General features: G+C 40.9%; 17 protein-coding genes and 1 pseudogene. 5 read left to right on the forward strand and 13 right to left on the reverse strand.

Going from position 1 to position 19,763, the window contains the following annotated elements; all coding sequences use genetic code 11:
- Positions 1-2: 2 nt before the first annotated feature.
- From HPS55_RS01920 to HPS55_RS01965, 12 genes are all read right to left on the reverse strand, one after another.
- Entirely contained in the window at positions 3-3,341 is a 3,339-nt protein-coding gene (locus tag HPS55_RS01920; RefSeq protein ID WP_172176904.1) for a WG repeat-containing protein, read from the reverse strand.
- A gap of 368 nt (positions 3,342-3,709) precedes the next feature.
- Positions 3,710-4,246: a hypothetical protein gene (locus HPS55_RS14160; protein ID WP_253945829.1), complete on the reverse strand. Its 537-nt coding sequence runs from the start codon at positions 4,244-4,246 to the stop codon at positions 3,710-3,712.
- A complete protein-coding gene (locus tag HPS55_RS14165) occupies positions 4,155-4,532 on the reverse strand; it encodes a hypothetical protein (RefSeq protein ID WP_253945830.1) in 378 nt (125 codons plus the stop codon). The genes HPS55_RS14160 and HPS55_RS14165 overlap by 92 nt, the downstream gene beginning before the upstream one ends.
- A 132-nt stretch (positions 4,533-4,664) precedes the next feature.
- A complete protein-coding gene (mobV, locus tag HPS55_RS14170; protein ID WP_253945831.1) occupies positions 4,665-5,747 on the reverse strand; it encodes a MobV family relaxase in 1,083 nt (360 codons plus the stop codon).
- A gap of 185 nt (positions 5,748-5,932) precedes the next feature.
- Positions 5,933-6,649 (reverse strand): P-loop NTPase family protein, encoded by a 717-nt coding sequence (locus HPS55_RS01930; protein WP_253945832.1) that lies wholly within the window; start codon positions 6,647-6,649, stop codon positions 5,933-5,935.
- Positions 6,570-7,079 carry a helix-turn-helix domain-containing protein gene (locus HPS55_RS01935; protein ID WP_172323493.1) on the reverse strand — a complete coding sequence of 170 codons (510 nt, stop codon included), beginning with the start codon at positions 7,077-7,079 and terminating at the stop codon, positions 6,570-6,572. The genes HPS55_RS01930 and HPS55_RS01935 overlap by 80 nt, the downstream gene beginning before the upstream one ends.
- Positions 7,076-7,483, reverse strand: coding sequence for a helix-turn-helix domain-containing protein (locus HPS55_RS01940; RefSeq protein WP_172176656.1), 408 nt, complete (start codon positions 7,481-7,483; stop codon positions 7,076-7,078). The genes HPS55_RS01935 and HPS55_RS01940 overlap by 4 nt, the downstream gene beginning before the upstream one ends.
- A gap of 284 nt (positions 7,484-7,767) precedes the next feature.
- Positions 7,768-8,577, reverse strand: coding sequence for a hypothetical protein (locus tag HPS55_RS01945; protein WP_172176658.1), 810 nt, complete (start codon positions 8,575-8,577; stop codon positions 7,768-7,770).
- On the reverse strand, positions 8,574-9,587 hold the full coding sequence (locus HPS55_RS01950) for a nucleotidyl transferase AbiEii/AbiGii toxin family protein (protein ID WP_172176660.1): 1,014 nt from the start codon (positions 9,585-9,587) through the stop codon (positions 8,574-8,576). Before HPS55_RS01950 ends, HPS55_RS01945 begins: the two co-directional genes overlap by 4 nt.
- Positions 9,584-10,201 (reverse strand): DUF6088 family protein, encoded by a 618-nt coding sequence (locus tag HPS55_RS01955; protein ID WP_172176662.1) that lies wholly within the window; start codon positions 10,199-10,201, stop codon positions 9,584-9,586. Before HPS55_RS01955 ends, HPS55_RS01950 begins: the two co-directional genes overlap by 4 nt.
- A 129-nt stretch (positions 10,202-10,330) precedes the next feature.
- Entirely contained in the window at positions 10,331-11,659 is a 1,329-nt protein-coding gene (locus tag HPS55_RS01960) for a tyrosine-type recombinase/integrase (RefSeq protein WP_172176664.1), read from the reverse strand.
- 45 nt (positions 11,660-11,704) lie between these two features.
- Positions 11,705-13,024, reverse strand: a complete 1,320-nt coding sequence (locus HPS55_RS01965) for a tyrosine-type recombinase/integrase (RefSeq protein WP_172176666.1) — start codon at positions 13,022-13,024, stop codon at positions 11,705-11,707.
- Positions 13,025-13,614: 590 nt separating this feature from the next.
- Here HPS55_RS01965 and HPS55_RS14345 point away from each other — a divergent pair.
- From HPS55_RS14345 to HPS55_RS01985, 5 genes and pseudogenes are all read left to right on the forward strand, one after another.
- Positions 13,615-13,773: pseudogene (locus HPS55_RS14345) on the forward strand (FRG domain-containing protein); the annotation flags it as partial.
- Positions 13,774-14,148, forward strand: coding sequence for a hypothetical protein (locus HPS55_RS01970; protein WP_253945833.1), 375 nt, complete (start codon positions 13,774-13,776; stop codon positions 14,146-14,148). It begins immediately after the preceding pseudogene.
- A 29-nt stretch (positions 14,149-14,177) separates the two neighbouring features.
- Complete coding sequence (locus tag HPS55_RS01975; RefSeq protein ID WP_172176670.1) at positions 14,178-15,563, forward strand: WG repeat-containing protein; 1,386 nt, start codon at positions 14,178-14,180, stop codon at positions 15,561-15,563.
- Between the two features lie 843 nt (positions 15,564-16,406).
- Positions 16,407-17,462, forward strand: coding sequence for a PDDEXK nuclease domain-containing protein (locus HPS55_RS01980; protein WP_172176672.1), 1,056 nt, complete (start codon positions 16,407-16,409; stop codon positions 17,460-17,462).
- Positions 17,463-17,605: 143 nt separating this feature from the next.
- Complete coding sequence (locus HPS55_RS01985; protein WP_172176674.1) at positions 17,606-19,075, forward strand: DUF1186 domain-containing protein; 1,470 nt, start codon at positions 17,606-17,608, stop codon at positions 19,073-19,075.
- A gap of 7 nt (positions 19,076-19,082) precedes the next feature.
- Here the strand turns inward: HPS55_RS01985 and HPS55_RS01990 are convergent, their stop codons facing one another.
- Positions 19,083-19,751 carry an SGNH/GDSL hydrolase family protein gene (locus tag HPS55_RS01990; RefSeq protein WP_172176676.1) on the reverse strand — a complete coding sequence of 223 codons (669 nt, stop codon included), beginning with the start codon at positions 19,749-19,751 and terminating at the stop codon, positions 19,083-19,085.
- Positions 19,752-19,763 lie beyond the last annotated feature (12 nt).

A 19,763-nucleotide genomic window follows, 5' to 3' on the forward strand; every position in this document is an offset into this window, starting at 1 on the left:
TTTTATTTTCCTAAAAAGTCAAAATCTCCGTCAAAACCATCAGGCATATCTCCATACATACCATCCGTCATAGCATCCCAACTATCCTTCATGAAGTCGTAGCTATCGCCAAAATCGCCATCAAGACAATCTTCATTATCGGTATTATCATATAAATGGCAATCATCTGTAAACCAATATTTCTTCTCAAAGGGTTTATAAAATAGCTCAGACTCTTTTGGGGATATAATATCTACAAAAGATTTGTCAAAGATGGAACGTTGAGGCATTATCATTCTTGACAAACCTGATGCGGAATTGTCTATAGAAATAAGAAGAAATCCTCTTGATATATAATTGATTAACTTACTTTCTTCAATAGACTCGATAGCTGTTAAAGGTTTTTTTTCTGCATCGTTTATATCATACAACCTTACTCCGCACAGATTATTGTCATATTCATAAATACCAAAGACATACCCTTCTATAGGTGTAGTCAAAATACAATTTCCCTCATCTATAGGGTCTATTATTATCTTTTCTGTTAACTCCCCTTCTTTGTTTATTGCAAATTTTGATAATCCTACACCCCTTCCAATTTCATAAACATCCATGAAGAAAAATAAATCATTTGATATAACATGAATTTTATTATGCTCATAAGATATAGAACCATCTTCTAACCTAATCGCAACTTGATAATTATCGTTATCACATATCATGAGATTATGTGAGAAACAAGGACGATTAATAGAAAAAAGTTCCAGTGGCATATTCCAATAGTTCACGACCCTCCCTTTTTCCTCCTTTCTCGTAATTGTACCGATAAAACCTTCATTAAAAACTTTTCTCCTACCTTGTTTGTCTTTGACAATAGACGTAAGATTGTTGTCAAGTATTAACCATCGACTATTTCCTTTTTCAAAATGAAACGAATAGTAAAATATGGAATTACCATATTCATCATAATCTTCACAATCTGTCTTCCATTGTCCTCCAAACCTAAACTGATATAATTTCCTATCATTGTCATAAGAAAAATCCGTAAAACCTCCCAAAATTAATTTTCCGTCAAAATTATACAGATCATATAATCCACTATACTCTGTCTCATGATAGCTACATCCATGCTGACCTTCTCCTAACATATGCCCATCACGCCCTGCAAGGATAAACAAGTTATAATAAAATTTAAAACAATCATAATGGGGAGTGATTAATATCTTTCCATTATTACTAAGGCATCCCCATGAAGCATACGAAATGGGGCTAAAAAAATTATTACAATCGCTTTCACAACCGCCATATCCGAAAAATATTATATTCTGATTGTCAGTTAGTTGCAAATGTTCATATAAAGTTGGAATGCATTCTTTTCCATGCTCATTCAATATGCCAAGACCTCCAGAAATAGAGTCTTGAACTATTAAATCTTTGAAATTGTCTGCAATTTTTTCAGAGTACTTGACAGGAATAAACTCATAACCATCTATTGTCATTACTCCCCAAGATTTATCAATGCGAACGTTAAAACAACCATCTTTTCTTAATTCTATTTCATCATATTTAAAAGGAATCGAGAAAAAGCCAGATAAAGAGATGAAACCATATTTACTTCCTAACTGGGTTAATATTTTATTTGAATTATACCATTCAAAATGTTTATCAAAATGGCCTAATGCAGATATTCTTTCCAATAAGTTTCCTTGACTGTCTGCTATGGAATAGAAACATTCAATTTCTCCATCTGATTTTTTTTCTTCTGTTTTTACCGAGAATAGTCGCTCAGAATTGTTTAAAAGTTTTATTTCTATAAATTTGGGAGAGAAATCAGCATTAAATAGTAAGTGCATAAAATGAGATTTCAGGACAAGACTTTTTGCTCCCCATCTATTATCCTTGCATAAAAAAACTAAATGAAGTCCTTCAAATATTACCCTTGAATATGCACAAGGTATAATCAACCTTTCTTCGTCAACACGATATATACCATATAAACCGTTCTGTTTAACACAATATGATAGGTCAGTCAATTGGTTGATTTCTTCAAACCTTGAATTGGGTATGCCCCCCTTTTCAATTGAGAAAAGTTCTGAATACTCATTGGTGGATAAAATCAATATTTTTTCAGTAGTAAAATATTCTTCACCTGATTTTCTTATAAAACCTCTCTTATCTATAGAAACCTCTTTGTGAAATAATCGATCCCATTTTTCTCCTTTATATGTAAAAGCACAACCTTCTGTGTCATAAGTGTACTCATGACAATAACAACCAAAAACCTCATTATTCCATCCTTCTATATATTTACCATTTTGAATATTTACACATTCTATCTTTTTGTATGAGGGGCTAAGAATTAATTCCCCATTTTGACCTAGAAGGCCAATATTTCCGTCTTTAGCTATCACAATGTTGCTTGAAATATAGTCTATTTTATCGTAAATGTAATTAACAATTCGAATATTATTGTTATCTTTTACTCCCCATTTACCACTTTCTGACATAACAGCAAGTATGGATTTTCCAAGGTAATTTGCTTTACCTTTATTAATCATCAATCCATCTGAATTGAACCAAACTTCGCCACTCAAATCTTCATAGCTATACCTATGATTTAAGTCTTGCTTCCATTCTTTTTCACAGGTAGCAGAAATAAAGCATTGTATGAAACAATTACCATACTCTTTTATATATTTGAATTTAAATGGAACTATAACTTTTTCAAGTTTATCGATGACACCAAATGCCCAGTCTCCATCTTCGAGAGACTTTCTAACAATATATCTATTTCTTGTTAAAAGATGAAATTCTTCGAACTTTTCCGACAAAACTTTTTGTTCCCTTACGTCATAGGGTACAATAGTAGATTCTTGTTCAAAAAGAATAATGTCATCTAAATCGTCTATTAACTTTCCTTCTCTAACGAAATTGCCAAGTTTGTCATAAACAGAACCGTCTTTTTGCCATTTATAAGTATATCTATTAGCACTTGAAGAATAAGTGCTGAACTCGTATGAGGCACTTTTAAAACACTGGATATATTGACCTACTCTATAAATGCTTTTGAACCCATTTTTTATAATGATGTTTTCAGATTCATCAATAACAAAACACTCCCAATCTGCTTGACTATCATTCTTTCTTACAGCATATAAGCCATCTAATAAAAGTTGAATGCCATCATACTTGAAGTCTATAATATTATCTCCTTTTTCCGAAACAACACCACAAACTTCACCTTTCCTTATGATATTTCTATGTCCAATAGTATATGGGACAGCATCGTAAACAGGAGGAACAACGACATTATTGTCATCGTCCATAAATCCATATTTGTTATTTTCTTTAAAACTTTTCATATACAATATTCGAAAACTAAAAAATCACATTCTCTACCGACACCCCACCTTTGTTCTTTTAGATGGAGGGCGTACAAGAGGTAAGTCTTGCACTTGGACACGATAAGCCTATGTCGGTAGGCTGCCCATTATACAATGAAGCGTCAGCCGTTAAAGGCTGTTTGGTGTTATCTTCCAATGTTATTGCTCAGAGGTTAGATTAAACCAATAGACTTTCTTTTGATAGAATTGTCAATTATTGACCACAAAGATAAAGAATCTTATTCAGATGAAAGAACAAATAATTGGAAATCTTTATTTTGGTATCACATTTCTGTAATTTGAGGCGATTTGCAGTAACCCATACTACAAATCGCCTCTCATTGTCATTATCTGGATAAACCTTGTGACTTCTTTTTAGGTGATGCTCCTAACCCCAACTTCTGTGTTCCGTCCCAATTAGTGAGTTGGTCTGCACAACCATTGGAGCCACCGAGTGAAACGTATGTATCTGCGCTGCACGATATGTGATCAATGAACGAAAGGAAGTTCTGAATGATGGGTTCGGTATAAACAACCTCATCGGTAGCAAAGAGTTTTGTCCAGTGTGCGACACATCCTCTCCGATAGTTGCCACAACCATTCCAATCCATGCTCGCGAGAAATCTTTCAACGGCAAATATTGCTCCTTGTGGAGAGCGAAGCGCAATGTTGGATTTTGCGGCAGTAGCCATAATACCATAATAGACAGCTTTAGCTTCTTTCTCATCGAAATCTATTCTGCTTGATTGCGAAAAGGCTTTGAGTTGTTCATGACCTTCGTTGATGAATCGGTCAAGTACACCTTGGTATCTGTCTTGTCTGTTCTTCACGTTTTGCCTCCGTTTCTTGTTCCTTGCGTTCTTCCACACGTTTAACAGCTTCAATTATTTCAGGCTGCTTTGTCAAGTCGTTCCATTGAAGAACCAAGATTTTGTATTTCTCCCATAGAGTATTGTAATCTGTTTTGAGCTTTGCAACATCTTCACTTTTAGAGGACAATTGGGTATTGAGACTTTCAATAACGGCATCCTTTTGAGCGGTTACTCGTCTGACTGCGTTCTCGTCAAATTGCGATATGCGTTGTTTCACCTCCGTATTTTCGGCCTTTAGTGTATCATTCTCATTCCTCAATGCCTTATTCTCAATAATCAGTTTGTTGAGTTGCTGCATATAGTAAGTGTAAGTTTTGTTGACAGATGCCCGTATACCATTATTCTGCTTGTCACGTTCAGCGTTGATGGCAACGACAAGAGCCTTGATAGCATCATTGATGCTTGTTGTCCGTTCCTCTTGCCAAGTCTTTTATCCGATAAGTGCAGGAATAGGAATGGCAAGTTCTTTCTTAACGGCATCCATTGCCTCTTGAACAGGTGTCTTGATATTGAGAAGAGGGAAGGTGAGCTCTTGCTTGTCAATAGTGGCAAGAACAGCGTATTTCTCCACCTTGTCAAGAGCAGCTTTCGCCTGTCGCTCGGCTTCAAGAACGACTTTATTCTTATGCCTTCGTCCTCGTTTTTCCTCCTCGGACAATTCATTGTAAGGGATGCCGCGTGCAAGACCATACTTGCAGCCAACCTCATTGTGGTAGTCAGTATGTATTTGCGAGAGATATTCCGACTTTGCTTTTCTCGTCTCTCCCCACACCTTGGCATAAGACACACGCTCAACAAAGTCCTTTGAGGCAGTCTGCTTGGTATAGTTGTCTCGCTCCTCTTTGGGTAATGCTCTCCATTCCTTAGTTGAAAGCACTATGTCGGGATTGTTTTTGTTGACATACTTGCTGCCTATGCGTCCACGTTTCTTGACTTTCTCCACAGGAATAGTCTGTACATGGGCATGGATGCTCGTTTCGTCACAATGGACGGCAAAACTAATGATGTTCTCCTCGCCCCATTTGCGACAGGCAAAGTCGTAGGTGTCCTTTGCCCATTGATAGATGCCTTGTTGCAATACGATGTGGCTATGAACTGCAACAGAATTGGCGGTGTCAATCTTTTGGTTGCCAAATGCGAGGTTGTACAGCACGTCGTGGTCGCCACTGAATATCATGCCGACAGTGCAGTTCGGACTATTCTTTGATACTTGGTCGGGATGCCTGGCATCCATGTATGGCTTGAAGCCCAATTCATCAAGACGCATCTGAATGCGATTGTGGAGTGGAATAGGGTTGGATCCAAGCGGAACAAACTTTCCGCCTCTGACGATTTCAAAATTGAGATTCTTGCGAGAGAAATTATAATGGTTGTTCTTGTCCTTGTCGGCATTCTTCAACCGATAGACATTCTCGTCCCAACCTCTGCGTTCCGCCTCGTTACCCACTTGGGCGGAGAAAGATTTCTTGTCTTTGCCGACATGGATAGCGGCACGTGGTATGTTGCTTTGCATATTGTATTTCAGTCTTGTTGTACATTGTAAAAGGCGTAACTCGGTATAATGGCAGCAGGTCTCGGGCGGAGCCTGAGCATAATAGAAGGACTTTTTAAGTGAACAGCGTCAGCAGGTGAATCTAAAAGTCCCTATTATGTTCATGGACTTTTGCAAAAAGTCGGCTCCCTCACGAAAGACAGCCTCTATCCTTGACTATCCGCCATCTGTGCGTTTTCCGTCCGGTAGGTTAGATTACGATAGACCACCTTTGTCATCATCTCATTGAGTCGGTCGGCAATTCGGTCACCATATCGCTGACGGATTTCCTTGGGCTCAAGGTTTGTGGTGAAGACCGTGAACAGTTGTGCGTCGTACCGCATAGCCAAGAGTTCCTTGATGGGATACATGAAATTGCCATAGTCCTGCACTTCAGCAGGTTCAGTACCAATATCGTCTATACCTAATATATCAGCTTCCGCCAATTTGCAAAACTTATTATAGTCCGTCTTGCGGATTTGCACAATCTGCATGGCATTGACAATGGTAAAACTATAGTAGTTATCAGAACTATGTCCAGCATTAGGCGATAGGTTCGGTTTGAGGATTTCCAATCTTCTGACAAGGTTCTGCAATGCCTTGAGCATAGTGGTCTTGCCGTTGCCGCATCCGCCACATAGAACGATTCCGAACTTTGCAGTGTTTGCAGTCAGGCAATTGGCTACCTGTTTGAGTTGCTCTTCAACAAAACCATTATAGATAAACCTGCGATAGCGGAGCTGTACTTCCATGATATATGCAGCCAGAAGATATTCGTATGCCTGCTCATCCGACATAGGCAGTCTAAAACGCCCCGTCATAGTCCGTCCCTTCCTCAGGAACTGGACAAGTCCTGCGATTCTCTTTTCGTTTGCTATTTCCATATACACCTCCGTTTTTACTGTCAAAAATCTCACACCTTCCCTTTATAAAAGAATCTTTTCTTTGGTGTTTGTCTTTATCTTTAATATGTGTCAAGTCCTGTGTCAAACCATGCGTCAAGTTATCCGTCAAGCCTACTGTCAAGTTTTCTGTCCATTCAAGCAGTGTATAATTGGACGGTAGATGGCGGGACTTGCCTTCTGTAAAAGCGATAAGTTTGCGCTCGGATAGATGCTTCCGTGCCGTGATGACAGTTTGCCTTGATAGGCGCAAGTCTTCACATATTCTTGTTGTGGAGCACGCAAACGGCATTTTCCAATACCGCTTGTTGCTCTCGTTCACAAGGTAGGAAAACAAGGCTATCTCACTCGCTGGCAATGGCGACAACAAAGCAGAACGCCAAAGCTGGTTCATGTATTCGATATACGTCATACGCTCTCTTTACTATCGTTGTCATAAGCATTAGGCAAGTTCTTGTCCACTTTACTCTTCCGTTTACAATAGCTAGCAACAGTTTCGTTCATAGAGCGAGCGTGTGTAATAGCTTTGACTGACGAGGCTGGGTACATGTTCTTGTTGCCAAATTTGATGTGTTGCAAGTAGCCAGTGCGATGCCACTGCCATAGGGTAGCAGGACATACATTGAAAATTTTGCAAACCTCCTCTGTTGTAAGAAAGGTTTCCTCAGATTCTTCCTTGCGAGCAGACGCAGCTTGTTCCTCCCATTCCTTGCGTGACTGCGCCAAGAGAGCATTTGCAAAATGGTGAAGGTCTTCGGGAGTAACGGTTAGTGCTACCTGTCCTCCCATCTTTGTCAATGACATGATGTCAACCATATTTTTTTCTTTTGATATTCGTTATACATACGCTGTTTTGCTCGTAAACCAGGATGCTCTTTCTCGCAGCGTGATAAAAAAGAAACACCGCCAATCCGCTGGTTTGTCGGATTGACGGTGCAAAGGTATATGGCTTTTGACGGCTCTCGATGAGATTTGAATAGGCAGTAGGATGCGACTACTATTGACTACTCTTTGTTAATGGAATTAACGTGACAACATCAAAAATCCTTAGCCAAATGCTGTTTTACGCTTGGCTAAGGATTGTAAATGGTAGCAGATTGTCAGAAACGAAATATGCTGCGACAATATGCAATAATTATAGAAAGGAAGTTCTTGCGTCCTAATTTGCGGTCGTAGAAGTGTACATGGCTTTTATCGGTGACATTGTAGCCTATGGCATTTCGTAAAGACCTTCTGTGATACTTGATTTTCTCCTCAACCTGTTTCCTGACAGCATCGGACTCGTATTCCAAGTTTATGTGATACTTACTGAAATACTTGTCGAAACTACTTTTCTTCAGATTGAACTCATCGACCAGCAGACTGCGAGGAATTGTTGGGAACAATATGCCGTCCTCTATTGCACAATGGATAATGACGGCTGCATCATCTGGATGTTCACCTCTGATAAGCTGGTGAAGTCCATGATGGATAGCATAGTATTGTGCTGCGAATGGAGTATATTCAATAAGTTTGGTCGGACGTTCCTCATTCGACACCCCACGAATAATCTTCAAGAACCCTAATACCATCTTTTGGGTTATGCCATCAAAGTGCTTCCGTATCAGTTCCTTGGTCAATGCCTCCATCTCGTCATAATGGCTGTTTCCTCTAATGGCAATATATTTGAGTGTCTTGCGGATTGAAGGTTTCTTTGCCAATTCTTCCCAAGGTGTAGTTTGATATGACATAACAGCAAGAATGGTCATGCCGAAGGCTTCAAGACTTGGCTTTTCGACATTCTCGTTCACTTTCGTTCCATCAAACTCTTCATTTATGAGCGAAAGCATGAACCTAACGTTCTCTTCTGTTATGTTGCGAGGTTTGCCGAACTGCTGTTCAAGATCCTCGCCGAGTTCGTTTATGTTCATGCCTTTCGGTAATTTAACTGTCTAATTTGCTCGTTGAGCATTGACAACTTGCTTATCAGTTCCTCAAAAGAAGGCACCTGTCCGAAAATCATGTGCTCACACATGAACTTGTAGTCATCTTGCCATAGTCTTGCAATTTCCTCGTTGGACACGATACATAATGTGGCAGGATAAAGCTCATCATAGTTGAATCCTTTAAGTCCGATGAACTTTCTGCGATGTTCAAGTACCGCCTTATACAGGGCTTCGTTGTGGATTGCACGGTCGGCAATTTGGCTCTCAGAATCCATCATCATTGCCAAATCATATATATGGCGAGACATACGCTCCACTCTGACCTCGTTCTTTCTGAACTCTTCGTGCAACAAGAACACCTTTTCGAGGAAAGTACGCTCGGGGATGACAGCGTTCACCTCAAATGGCTTTTCTGCAAATGGAGCTTTGCTGAAATGGGTGTCAATAGCAGCGTTGATGGCTTTTTTCTCAATAGGCTCCATCATCGATCTGCCGCTAATTTCTATCTTTACCGTATTTTTGATATATGGTGATGCTTCATACAAACTATGATAGGTTATAGTTATCACCTCTGGGTCAGTTGTCGTAACTGGTGTGATTATAACATTCACAGAAAAAGCATCTGTTCGTATGCCCAAATCCACTAAAGCCTTCCTTACATCATGCTGCATCTTCTCTCTTACGAAAGAACAGGCAGCGCGACGCAGTCTGTCGCTGATTTGAGTCTTCGACAATTCACCGCTAAAGCCAAGGAATTCTCTGCTGAGTGCAATATCCACGTCTTCCGAGAATCTGGCTATCAAGTTCCAGCATTTGCTAAGACTTGTACCTCCTTTGAAAGCAATATGTTCTGCATATGGCAAAGTATGAAGGGCTTTCAACACCTGCGTTACCCACCAGTCCTTTTCGATACTTGACGGCGGCAATCCGGTCTGCAACGCTACGGTATTGATAGCTTCACGTTGTCTATCTTCTGGTATGTCTATGAATTTCATCGTGCAATTAGTATTTTGCGCACCCATGCAGGGGCAAGTTTTATATCATGGTTGAAATCGTTGTCGTTTACATTCTTTGCGTGCTCGACAAGCACGTTGCGTTCCTCGTCGGTTATTTTTTCTTCGCCTATGGTGCGCATGGCTGTTACAACAAGCATCATCAGCTCTGATTTATAGGCAAAGTTCTTGCCCGAAGAAGAATGCTTGAACAGGATGCCACGCCCGTTCCCGATCTTTATCCTACGTGGTGCACCGTTGGTCAGGAACACGACATTCATGGGCATCTGCGTGGACAATCCGAGACGATTCAGGGCATATGCTCCCATAGGTACAATCTTCGCCTTGTCTCGTTTGGCTATAGCCTGGGCAATGTCTTCAACAGATGGATAGATAATGCCAAGTCCATATTCCTTGTCCTCTTTGGGGTAATAATAAATGCCATGAGCCAACCGCACCAACATTCCGTCGGTGTACATTCGATGGAATGTTGACTTCACGGCTGATGGTGTTCCGCAGTCTGCATAGTCTTGTTGGAAGACTATCGAACCACGTCCTTTTCCTCTAAGCCTCATTTCTATCTTATTTACAGTGCTTTGGCTTGATGTCTGTACCATATTTTTGAAACCTTTTTATTATATTTTTGGTTCTTGTTCGTCTGCAAAGGTATAGTATTTTCTTCTAAACGCCAACGTTTTTATTGAGTATCCGTTTTTGAAACGCAATTTTGGCAAACTCGCAATAGGTCAGTCTATCAATTTCACCAGCTCACGTTTCATCTCGTTGTCGATTTCTCTGTAACGTGCAAAGGCTCGACTGCCATCTGTGTGTCCCGAAAGAGATGCAACAAGATTTGAATCTTTCACCTTCTTGTATAGGTTGCCGATGAACGTCTTTCTTGCAGTGTGGCTTGTCGCAATATCGCAGATTGGTTTCTGTATAGGCTCACGCGTCTTGTTGTCAATAACAGTCACCATGCGGTCAATGCCGAGCAGTTTCAGAATTTTCTTAATCTGACGGTTGTATATGTTCTGGTTTATCTTCGGCAATAGCCTCGTTTCAAGGTCGGCATATTTGGCGAGAATTGCTTTCGCCTTGTCATTGAGCGGTACTCGGATGGTGCGTGGTTTGTGGTTCTTTGTCTTTTCCGCAATGTATTCCACTGCACCATCAACGATGTTGGCACGTGTCATCTTTTCAAGGTCTCCCACACGGCAGCCGATGAGACAATGAAACATGAATATGTCACGATATACTTGTGTGGATGGCGTTTCGTTACTGAGGTCGGCATAGTAGACTTTGTCACGCTCTTCAAGTGTCAGATAGAATGGAGGGCTGTCCAGCACCTTAGGCATCTCAAAGGTGGCGAAAGGGTCGTTTGTCGTGATATTATGCTTCAAACACCAGTTCACGACCGTGCGTATTCTTCTGAATATAGTATTGATGGAGTTTTCCGTTAGTTGGCGTGGCTTGAAACGCTCCTCTATGTCATCGAAGATTTGAGGGTAATGCTCATAATATTCAGCCTCGTTTACCAGATATTTATGAAACTCACGCAAGTCATCGGCTGTTATAGCATCAAGTCGCATGGTGTAACCTCGTCTACGCATGATTTCCCTTTGGAAACGCTCGAAGTGCTGCAACTTACGTACGTTATGCTCATGATGCCTTATAGATTCCTTTTCCATCGGGTGGTTCTCGGCATACTGCTGGCATTGGTACACAAGGCTGTATTCGTCACCTTTTCTGCCTTGGCGGATGTTGATGTTAGAATGATGAAACTCCTCAATAACACCTTTTAGCCAACGGCTGTCCGCTCCATGATAATATTGTGCGGATATAAGCGCCGTCAAGTCCTGCACGGCTTTGTCGAATGCCGTGCGCTTTGCCTCCGCTACAAGAGCCACACGTGTCTTGTAACCCTGCCGTTCCGCGCTCCAATGATTAGGATTGATGGATAACTCGCTGACAGCCTTGATGTCAGTCTTGCCGTCACGCACACGGAAATAAACGTGCGCCTGGTCGGTTATATTGTTCTTTGCCGAGGTTTCTCGGATGAATGCTGTTACTTTCATGCTACTCTATATATAATGATGTATAACTGGTAGATTGTATAAACGTTAGTTGATGAGGTTGACAAGATTTACTTTCGTTTCCTCATCAATCTCTCTGTATCTGGCGAAAGCTCTGCTTCCGTTTACATGTCCTGTCATGGAACTCACAAGCTCGGGGTCTTTCACTTTCTTGTATAGGTTGCCGATAAAGTTGCGTCTTGCCATGTGGCTTGTAGCGACATCACATATTGGCTTCTGAACCTCCTTTCCGGTGACGGTGTCAAGAATAGTAACCATTCTGTTGATGCCACATTCCCGAAGCACGGCACGGATGCCCTCGTTGTATTGATACACTTGCTTTGTCGGCAGAAGCTTTTCTTGCTTGCCATCGTAACGTTTCAGTATCTCCATGGCCTTTGTGGTAAGGGGAACGCTCACGGTCTGCGACCGTTTGCGCATGGTCTTGTGTGGAAGATACTGCAATATTTCACCAACAATATTGTCTTTGGTAAAAGAGAACATGTCTCCGACTCTACAACCCACCATTGATTGGAAGATGAACAAGTCACGATACACTTCTAACTCTGGCTTGTTGTGTAGGTTTGCATTGTAAACCTTATCACGTTCTTCTATCGTCAGATAAAAAGGTGTACCTTGCACGGCTGCAGGGATAGTGAATGCATCGCATGAGCGGTTTGTTGTAAACCCCATCTTGATGCACCAATGCCCAACAATACGCAGATGATGCATGATACCTATAATCTGTGTGCTTGACATCTGCTTGGGAGGGTGCATGCCAAGGTTGAACTGTTCGTAAAACTCAGGGTAGTCATTGTAATGAATATATTCGTTTATGACATACTCTCTAAAATCAAGGTAGTCTTCGGGACGGATAGTCTCGCAATAGAGCGTGAAGCCTTCCTCTCCCTCTATTTCCCTCTTGTAGGCTTCATAGCGTTGAAGTTTCTTGATTGTTGGTTTATAAACGAGTGCTGATTTCGGACTCATGTGGTGTTCCGCAATGTATTGTTCCATTCTCGAAACAACTGTAGTCAATGTCTCTGTTGACTTTAAAGTTGGATTGATACATTCTTCAATCACATTCTTCATCCATGCAACATCAGCAGTCGTAGAGTTATACTGCTCGCTAAGAGCCGCTATAATGGCCTGCACCAAAACCTTGACTTTCTTCTGCTCGTCAGATGGTACTTTCTTTGTTCTTCGATAGGAAAGTGCATCATTGTCCCAATAGCCAAGCATAACCTCAATGTCGGAACGGACTTTGAGGTCAACATCCTTATCTCGGAGTCGAAAACAAAGATTGGCTTTTGTAGTAGCATTTTTATCCTTGGTCTTGCATTCCTTTGTGATGATGGTAATCTTCATGTTCCTATGTTTTTTATTTCTGCCACAAAGGTAATATCTTTCCCGTAAATGTTCCCACATATCCCCAATAAACTATGATTCGTTTAAATCTATTTATGATTTGGTTTTTGCACTTTCTTTCCTTATTATCAGTTATTTGCAGGTATTCCCATCAAAATTCACCAAGTCGAATCAATGCAGTTTTAGTATATACAGTTTCCACGCTTTTGTTTTGTATATCCACCAAAAAATTTAATTCTGCTGTGGTAGCCGGGCAGGCATCTTAAATAGGATCTATGGATGTAGATGTTAAAGAACTATTCAAGAAACCATTTCCTATTGAGGGTATGGCTCTTGATATTGACATGCCAAAGTCTCAGAGGGCAATAACAACACTACCTGATGGTTTTCAAATAAGAACAATGTCTGATATTAGGACATTGCAAGAAGTCACCGCCCTTAATTATACCAAAGGGATTAGTCTTTATCGAGGCCATGAATCAAGGAACTACAAAATCGAATCGACTATAGTTCGACATATAAAAGAGAAAAATAAGGATAGTTCTGTATGAGTACAAGATATACTTGAGGCGGAAAATAAAGGATATAATTTGTTTCTCCACGAAGTTTTCAAAAAGGAGTGGTTACGCAACAAAATATGTAATTCTGATGAAACCCTCTTCGCAATGTCTATTGGCCGTCATTTAGGTCTACCTTGCAGATTGATTGATGTAACTGCAAGTCTCGAAACGGCAATATGGTTCGCGGTAATGAATCCTAAATTTTATAATGTAGATGGAGAGGTCGTGCTAATTGTTCTTGACAAAAACGATGTTTCTAGCACAAATCGGTCTCCGTTCAATGCATCTAAAGTGTCATATGCTCACGAGCCATTTATGGCAGACTTCCTTAATGAATTGCCATTAGGGGAACAACGCAAATTCGTTCAGTCAGGACATTTTATGTGGGTTGATAATTGTTCCTTGTTAAATGAAGAACAGGTAATCTCTGATCACGTTTTTCATATAGATCGTTTCACTATACCTTGGCAAGCAAAACAATCATTAGCTGCTGAACTTTATAGAGATGTATACAGAGGTTGTGCATATCAATCAGATATAGCAAGTATTAAGAGGCGTATTTAACTTTTTTCAACGAGCAAAATAATAGACATATGAACAAATCGTATCTTTCATTTCTATTGGTAGCACTTACATTATTATCTTGTAATAATAATGATTTTTGCTTGTATAGAATACAAGTAAATGGTTTATTTGGCTTTATAGACAGCATTGGTGATGTTAAAATCGATCCACAATATAAGTATGTGGGGGAATTTTCAAAAGATGGATATGCATGCGTTATAAGCCGCATTTCCATTGAAGAAGAGAAATCTCCATTTTCAAAGCTTGGAATTCCCGGAGTATCAGAAAACACGGATAGCTGTATCTGCATTAAATACGGCTATATCAACCCCCAAAATGAACTAGTGGTCGATACTGTAAATCAATTGCGAATTCCCTTTTATTCAATTTATGATTGGGGAAGCTCAGATTTGATAGAGTTCGCTCATAAATACATAGTTAACAATCTTGACTTTAGAGAAAACGCTATAGATGCGCTTAGCTTGAACGATGGATTATTCGTTTTTCAAGATAAGGACAGTAAATTGTTTGGATATAAGGACATTAAAGGTGATATTAAAATTGAGGCGAAATACAAATTATGCAGAATGTTTAATAATGGAGTCGCTGTCGTTAAATATACGAAAGACCTGGGAAAAATAGATAAAATTTCTGACTCATCAATTACAGAATCTTTAAATAGCAAAGGTGTGATAGACGTTAATGGGAACATGGTCGTGACAGACTATGCTATAATCAATGACTATAATACGGAAGGACTAACTTGGGCTTTATCAGCATCTTTCTCTCTTGAAGATAATGGATTTAAACGAGACTGGGTTCAGATAGACAAAAAAGGAGACATAAAGAAAGGACCTATTTCAAACATTGCTCACATTTATAACAATAAAGAATATCCTATTATTGTGATAAATACGGGTTTTATGGGTGTCTATTATTCATTCTTAGATGAAAATGGGGATTATCTTACAGACTTTAATGGTGACAAGGGTCTTTCTCTTAGTTTTGATGGAAGTGAGCGAACAGAACTGTTTAAGGATGTCACTCGTTTTTCCAATGGCTTAGCCGGAACAATTGGGTATAACTCAGAAGGCGAGTCTGCTTGGATCTTTCGTGACAGAAATTTGGATCCGATTTCAGAACCTTACGATTCGTTGTTACCCTTTTCCGAAGGGCTGGCAGCTGTAAAACAATTAACCCACTTGGATAAGTTCTCATCACATATGGGTAAGTGGGGGTTCATATCAATGGACGCTGATAGTACCTTGAGTCTATCTATACCATATAGTTTTTCTGAATGCGGAAGTTTTACCGGAGGGCTTGCCTATTTTATGAATACTGGAGCTACATTTGATATAGAAGGTTATATTAACAAACAAGGTAAAATCATCTGGCAGACTAAGCGTAAAAAGTAATTCAGTAAACACTAATTACGTTTCATATGAATTTAATTCCAATTTATCGAATTAACCGCGGCGAGTTGTCTCACCGTGGTTAGTCTTATTTTATATTTCTCCTTTACAATCGTTTCTGTTGCTTTTATAGCACGTATCACTCGGTTTGACTTAATAAAGAGTATGTTACGCTTTAAACGTGCCGCAGGCACGTCCTTACTTTTTTAGGTGAATTTGGCATAGCTTCAAATTCTGTAATGCTTTCTTAACCAACGTTAAAACGTAAAAGAAATATCCCGAATTTAACATTTCTTTTTTCTCAAAATAGAAAAGCTGTAAGGTCCTCTCTGCTTTCTTGACACGCTTTTTGGATGGTTGGAAGTTGCCGTAAGGGCCTCCCGGGGTTGCCATTACGGCGTAACGGGAGTGCAACGGCGCCGTAACTGGAGAGCCGGGAGGCCGCCGCGGCAAGGTCGGGAGGGCCTCTCTGCTTTTCTTACACGCCGTTTTTGCGAAGCGAAATCGTAAGTACCTGATTATCAGCGCTCCCTATTTTCACGAAAAAACCGCCATTTTCGCGTCGTAATGCGGAAATGGCGGCTCGGTTGCCGTTTAACTATTGTTAAAGTAAAACTATTTCCGAATAAGACAAAACAGCGGCTACAATATGGTTCTTATATTTATCTTTGAGGAGTTAATATGATGATAACCTCTAAATAAGAGTAAAAAACAGCTATAAAAACGTATTCTTTGAGTGAAAATATTTGTTATCAATAATTTTACTTATCTTTGTGTTCAAATTAAATAGATATTGCACGTTGCTTGATATAGAGCGAGAACTTATAACAAGAAAAAATTGAGACCATGACAGATATTACGCAAATCCAGGAACCTGAGTATGACGCGATTCTGCGACAGGCTGTCGCAGTAATTGACAGAACAAGAGCTATGGTGGCAACAGCTGTATGTTCTGCCATAGGTATGACCCATTGGGAGATCGGAAAGTTGCTTCATGACAGAAAAGTAGAAAGTAAGCATGGAAGCGGTGTGGTCAACCGTCTGTCCTATGACTTGAAGCAACGCTATCCTCAGATGGGTGTTTCTCCCAGAAACTTGTGGGATATGAAGAAATTCTATGAACGTTTCTGTAACAGCGACTCAAAACTGCGACAAGCTGTCGCAGTTATACCTTGGGGACATATACTGACCTTGATGCGCAAATTCGGTGAAGATGACAAAGCTATATTATACTATGCACTGGAAATAACATCGAAAGGTTGGAACCGTGAACTTCTATCCAGTGCCATCTCTCTGAAAATGCACATGAGGAAGGACGAGCTTTCGGATAATAATTTTGAGCAGACTCTGCCTGCCACACAGGCGATGTTTGCCAATGAGGTGTTCAGAAGCGGTTATAATCTTGGATTCCTTGGTGTTAAAGACCCTATTTTGGAAACAGAACTTGAGGTTAGATTAGTAGAAAAGGTAAAACAATTCCTTTTGGAACTTGGAAAGGGTTTCACCTATATTGGCAACCAGTATGTGCTCGAATACAACGGAAAACGGAGTAAGGTAGATATGCTTTTCTTTCATCGTGGTCTGCATTGTCTTGTAGCCATTGATTTGAAGATTGGCGAGTTTAAGCCTGAATATGCAGGTAAAATGAACTACTACCTGTCATTGCTTGACCGCTTGGAGCGTAGGGAAGATGAGAATCGTTCTATCGGCATCATTCTATGTGCCGAGAAAGATCGTGTGGAAGTAGAATTGGCATTGGAAGATATGGGTAAACCCATAGGTGTGGCAGATTATCAACTGATTGTTCCGCAGGAAGAATTAAAGAAAATAGTAGCTGACGAAATGGAGGCTTTTGACGATGAGCTTTCTCGAAATCAAAAATCTGTTGATGAAATTTCATAAAAATCAAATGTGGCTATTGGGTTTAATGAGAAGCTACAGTTCCACAGAACACAAAATATGATAATGACCTTTTATCCTTTCAAGGGTGTTAATCTCAAAATTTTCATGTATCTTTGCCCAAAATAATCAAACATAACAAAACCATGGCCAAAAAGAAAAAGCAACGTCAGCAGACCTTCCTTTCACCTGAACAATATATCAAACAGAATGCACGCAAGCTGAAAATAAAGGCCTGCCACATAACCGACAATTACGAGGAGAAAGGAATTGGATATATAATCGTGGCACGCGAGCACACCGGTGGACGAGTGACCGTGGGTATATACTTGACCGACAAGTTCTGTCTCGGTGTGATGGATACTTTCTATAATTTCAGAATGGAGGACCAAGAGTATTCCGAATTACTTGACCGTTTCGGGCGTATCGGCATAAAGGAGATAAGCTATAACGAGGCTCATAACCGCATCTTCGGCGCTGTGGAGTTTGCCGAAGAGGCAGGGATAGCACCTCACAGAAACTTTGCCATAACACAGTATATCCTGGAAGAGGACAACGACAAAATACCACTGACAGAATATGAATACGGTAAGGACGGCATGCACTTCCTCATGGTAGACAACCATCAGGAGGCTTCAAAATATATTCCGTTGCTGCAAAAGAATCTGGGAGAAAAATTTGATTATGCAATAGCAGAAGATCTGGACAAGTACGACCTCATGAAGGATGAAAAAGAGGATGGATTTGATGAATACAACGACATTGAAAATCATCCTATGTTCAAAAGTTACGGCCCCAGTACGGTATACACTTACAAACATCCGGAGTATCCGAAAGAGATAACATTAGACAATCCTATAGTGGAAAAGATACTGTGCGACACTGCCAATTCCATCTGTCTGAAACGCAAAGACACCGAAATGTTGCTCGCACAGCCTCACGACAGTCTGCGGCGTGACCTCGAACAGCTTATACTATATAATATAGGTATAGGATGCGACGGCATACCAGATGACGTAATTGCCAAGGAATTCAACGGTGTGATAGGCAATGCGGTAATGTTGCTTGCCGAGGTTGGCAATGCCGACAGCAGTCTTGACGCTGTATTTGAAGTGCTGAGACAATCGGAAGATTTCATTGATTATCATATCGGTGACGGAGGCACAGAGACATTCGTGCCCACGCTATACAAGCTGGGCCGTAACAGAACGGACAAACTGATGGCTTTCATGAAAGAAGAGGGACTGTATACCTTTGCCAAATGCTATGTACCGGAAGCGGCGGCATTCATCGTACACGAACATCCCGAACGCCGCGAGGAGATAATAGAATGGTTCAGAGAACTGCTTCTGTTTGCCACAGAAAAGCTCCCCGAGACCCAATTTGTTGACAATACGCTTGCCGCGTCAATCATATGCGCACTTGCCGATATAAAAGCAATTGAACTTCAGCCCGAAATAAAGGCACTGTTTGATACCGGATTGGTAGATCTGGGATATTGCGGTACATATCAAGATGTAATCAAAGACATGACCGGTTCCGGCAATTCACATCTCTATGAGCATCTGACTGATATATACAAACGCTTTGAAGATATGAAGAAGCGGTTCGGATAACCGCCTCTCACATAGCGCGCTCCACCTGCTCGGCTATCTGCCGGTGACCTTTCACCGACGGATGGCCGCTTTTCTTGTCAATACCGGTGAGCTCGATGCACTGCACGCCGTAGTGTCGGCATATCGTTTTTACCGAAGTGTCTATCTCGTCTTTCAGTCCGTCGTTGAGCAGGAAGTAGATTTGGGTGGACGGGTAGCGGTCTTTCACATAGCGCAACAGGCGCGCCATGGCCGGGCGGAAAGTGTAGAGGTCGGCCGATGTGATGTCTTCATACTTGTAGTCGCCTATCGGCGCCCCCGCCCAACTGTCGTTTGTGGCACCGAAGATGAAGATGATATCGGGGCAGCCGAGGTTGTCCATGCGCGTGATGAAAGAGCGGTCGGTGTAGTCCTCACCCTTGTAGCCGCGGTTGCAGATGGTAGAACCGGAGAACGAATTGTTCATGCACAGCTTCCATCCCTTGTCCGTCACCACGCGGTGCCACCACGTCTGGGTCACGTCGGTCACATCGGTGTTCTTCTGGTCGGGTTTGGCAAAATACCATGTGTAATTGGTTTTGGGCGTGATGAAACCCTCGAAGGTGGAATAAGAGTCGCCAAGCACCGATACCGACTTGGTCTGTCCCTGGACGCCGAGGCACAACAGTGCTACGATGAATGTGAAAAATGCTCTCATAATGATTATAAT

This window comes from Xylanibacter rodentium (assembly GCF_013166575.1).
GTDB lineage: Bacteria > Bacteroidota > Bacteroidia > Bacteroidales > Bacteroidaceae > Prevotella > Prevotella rodentium.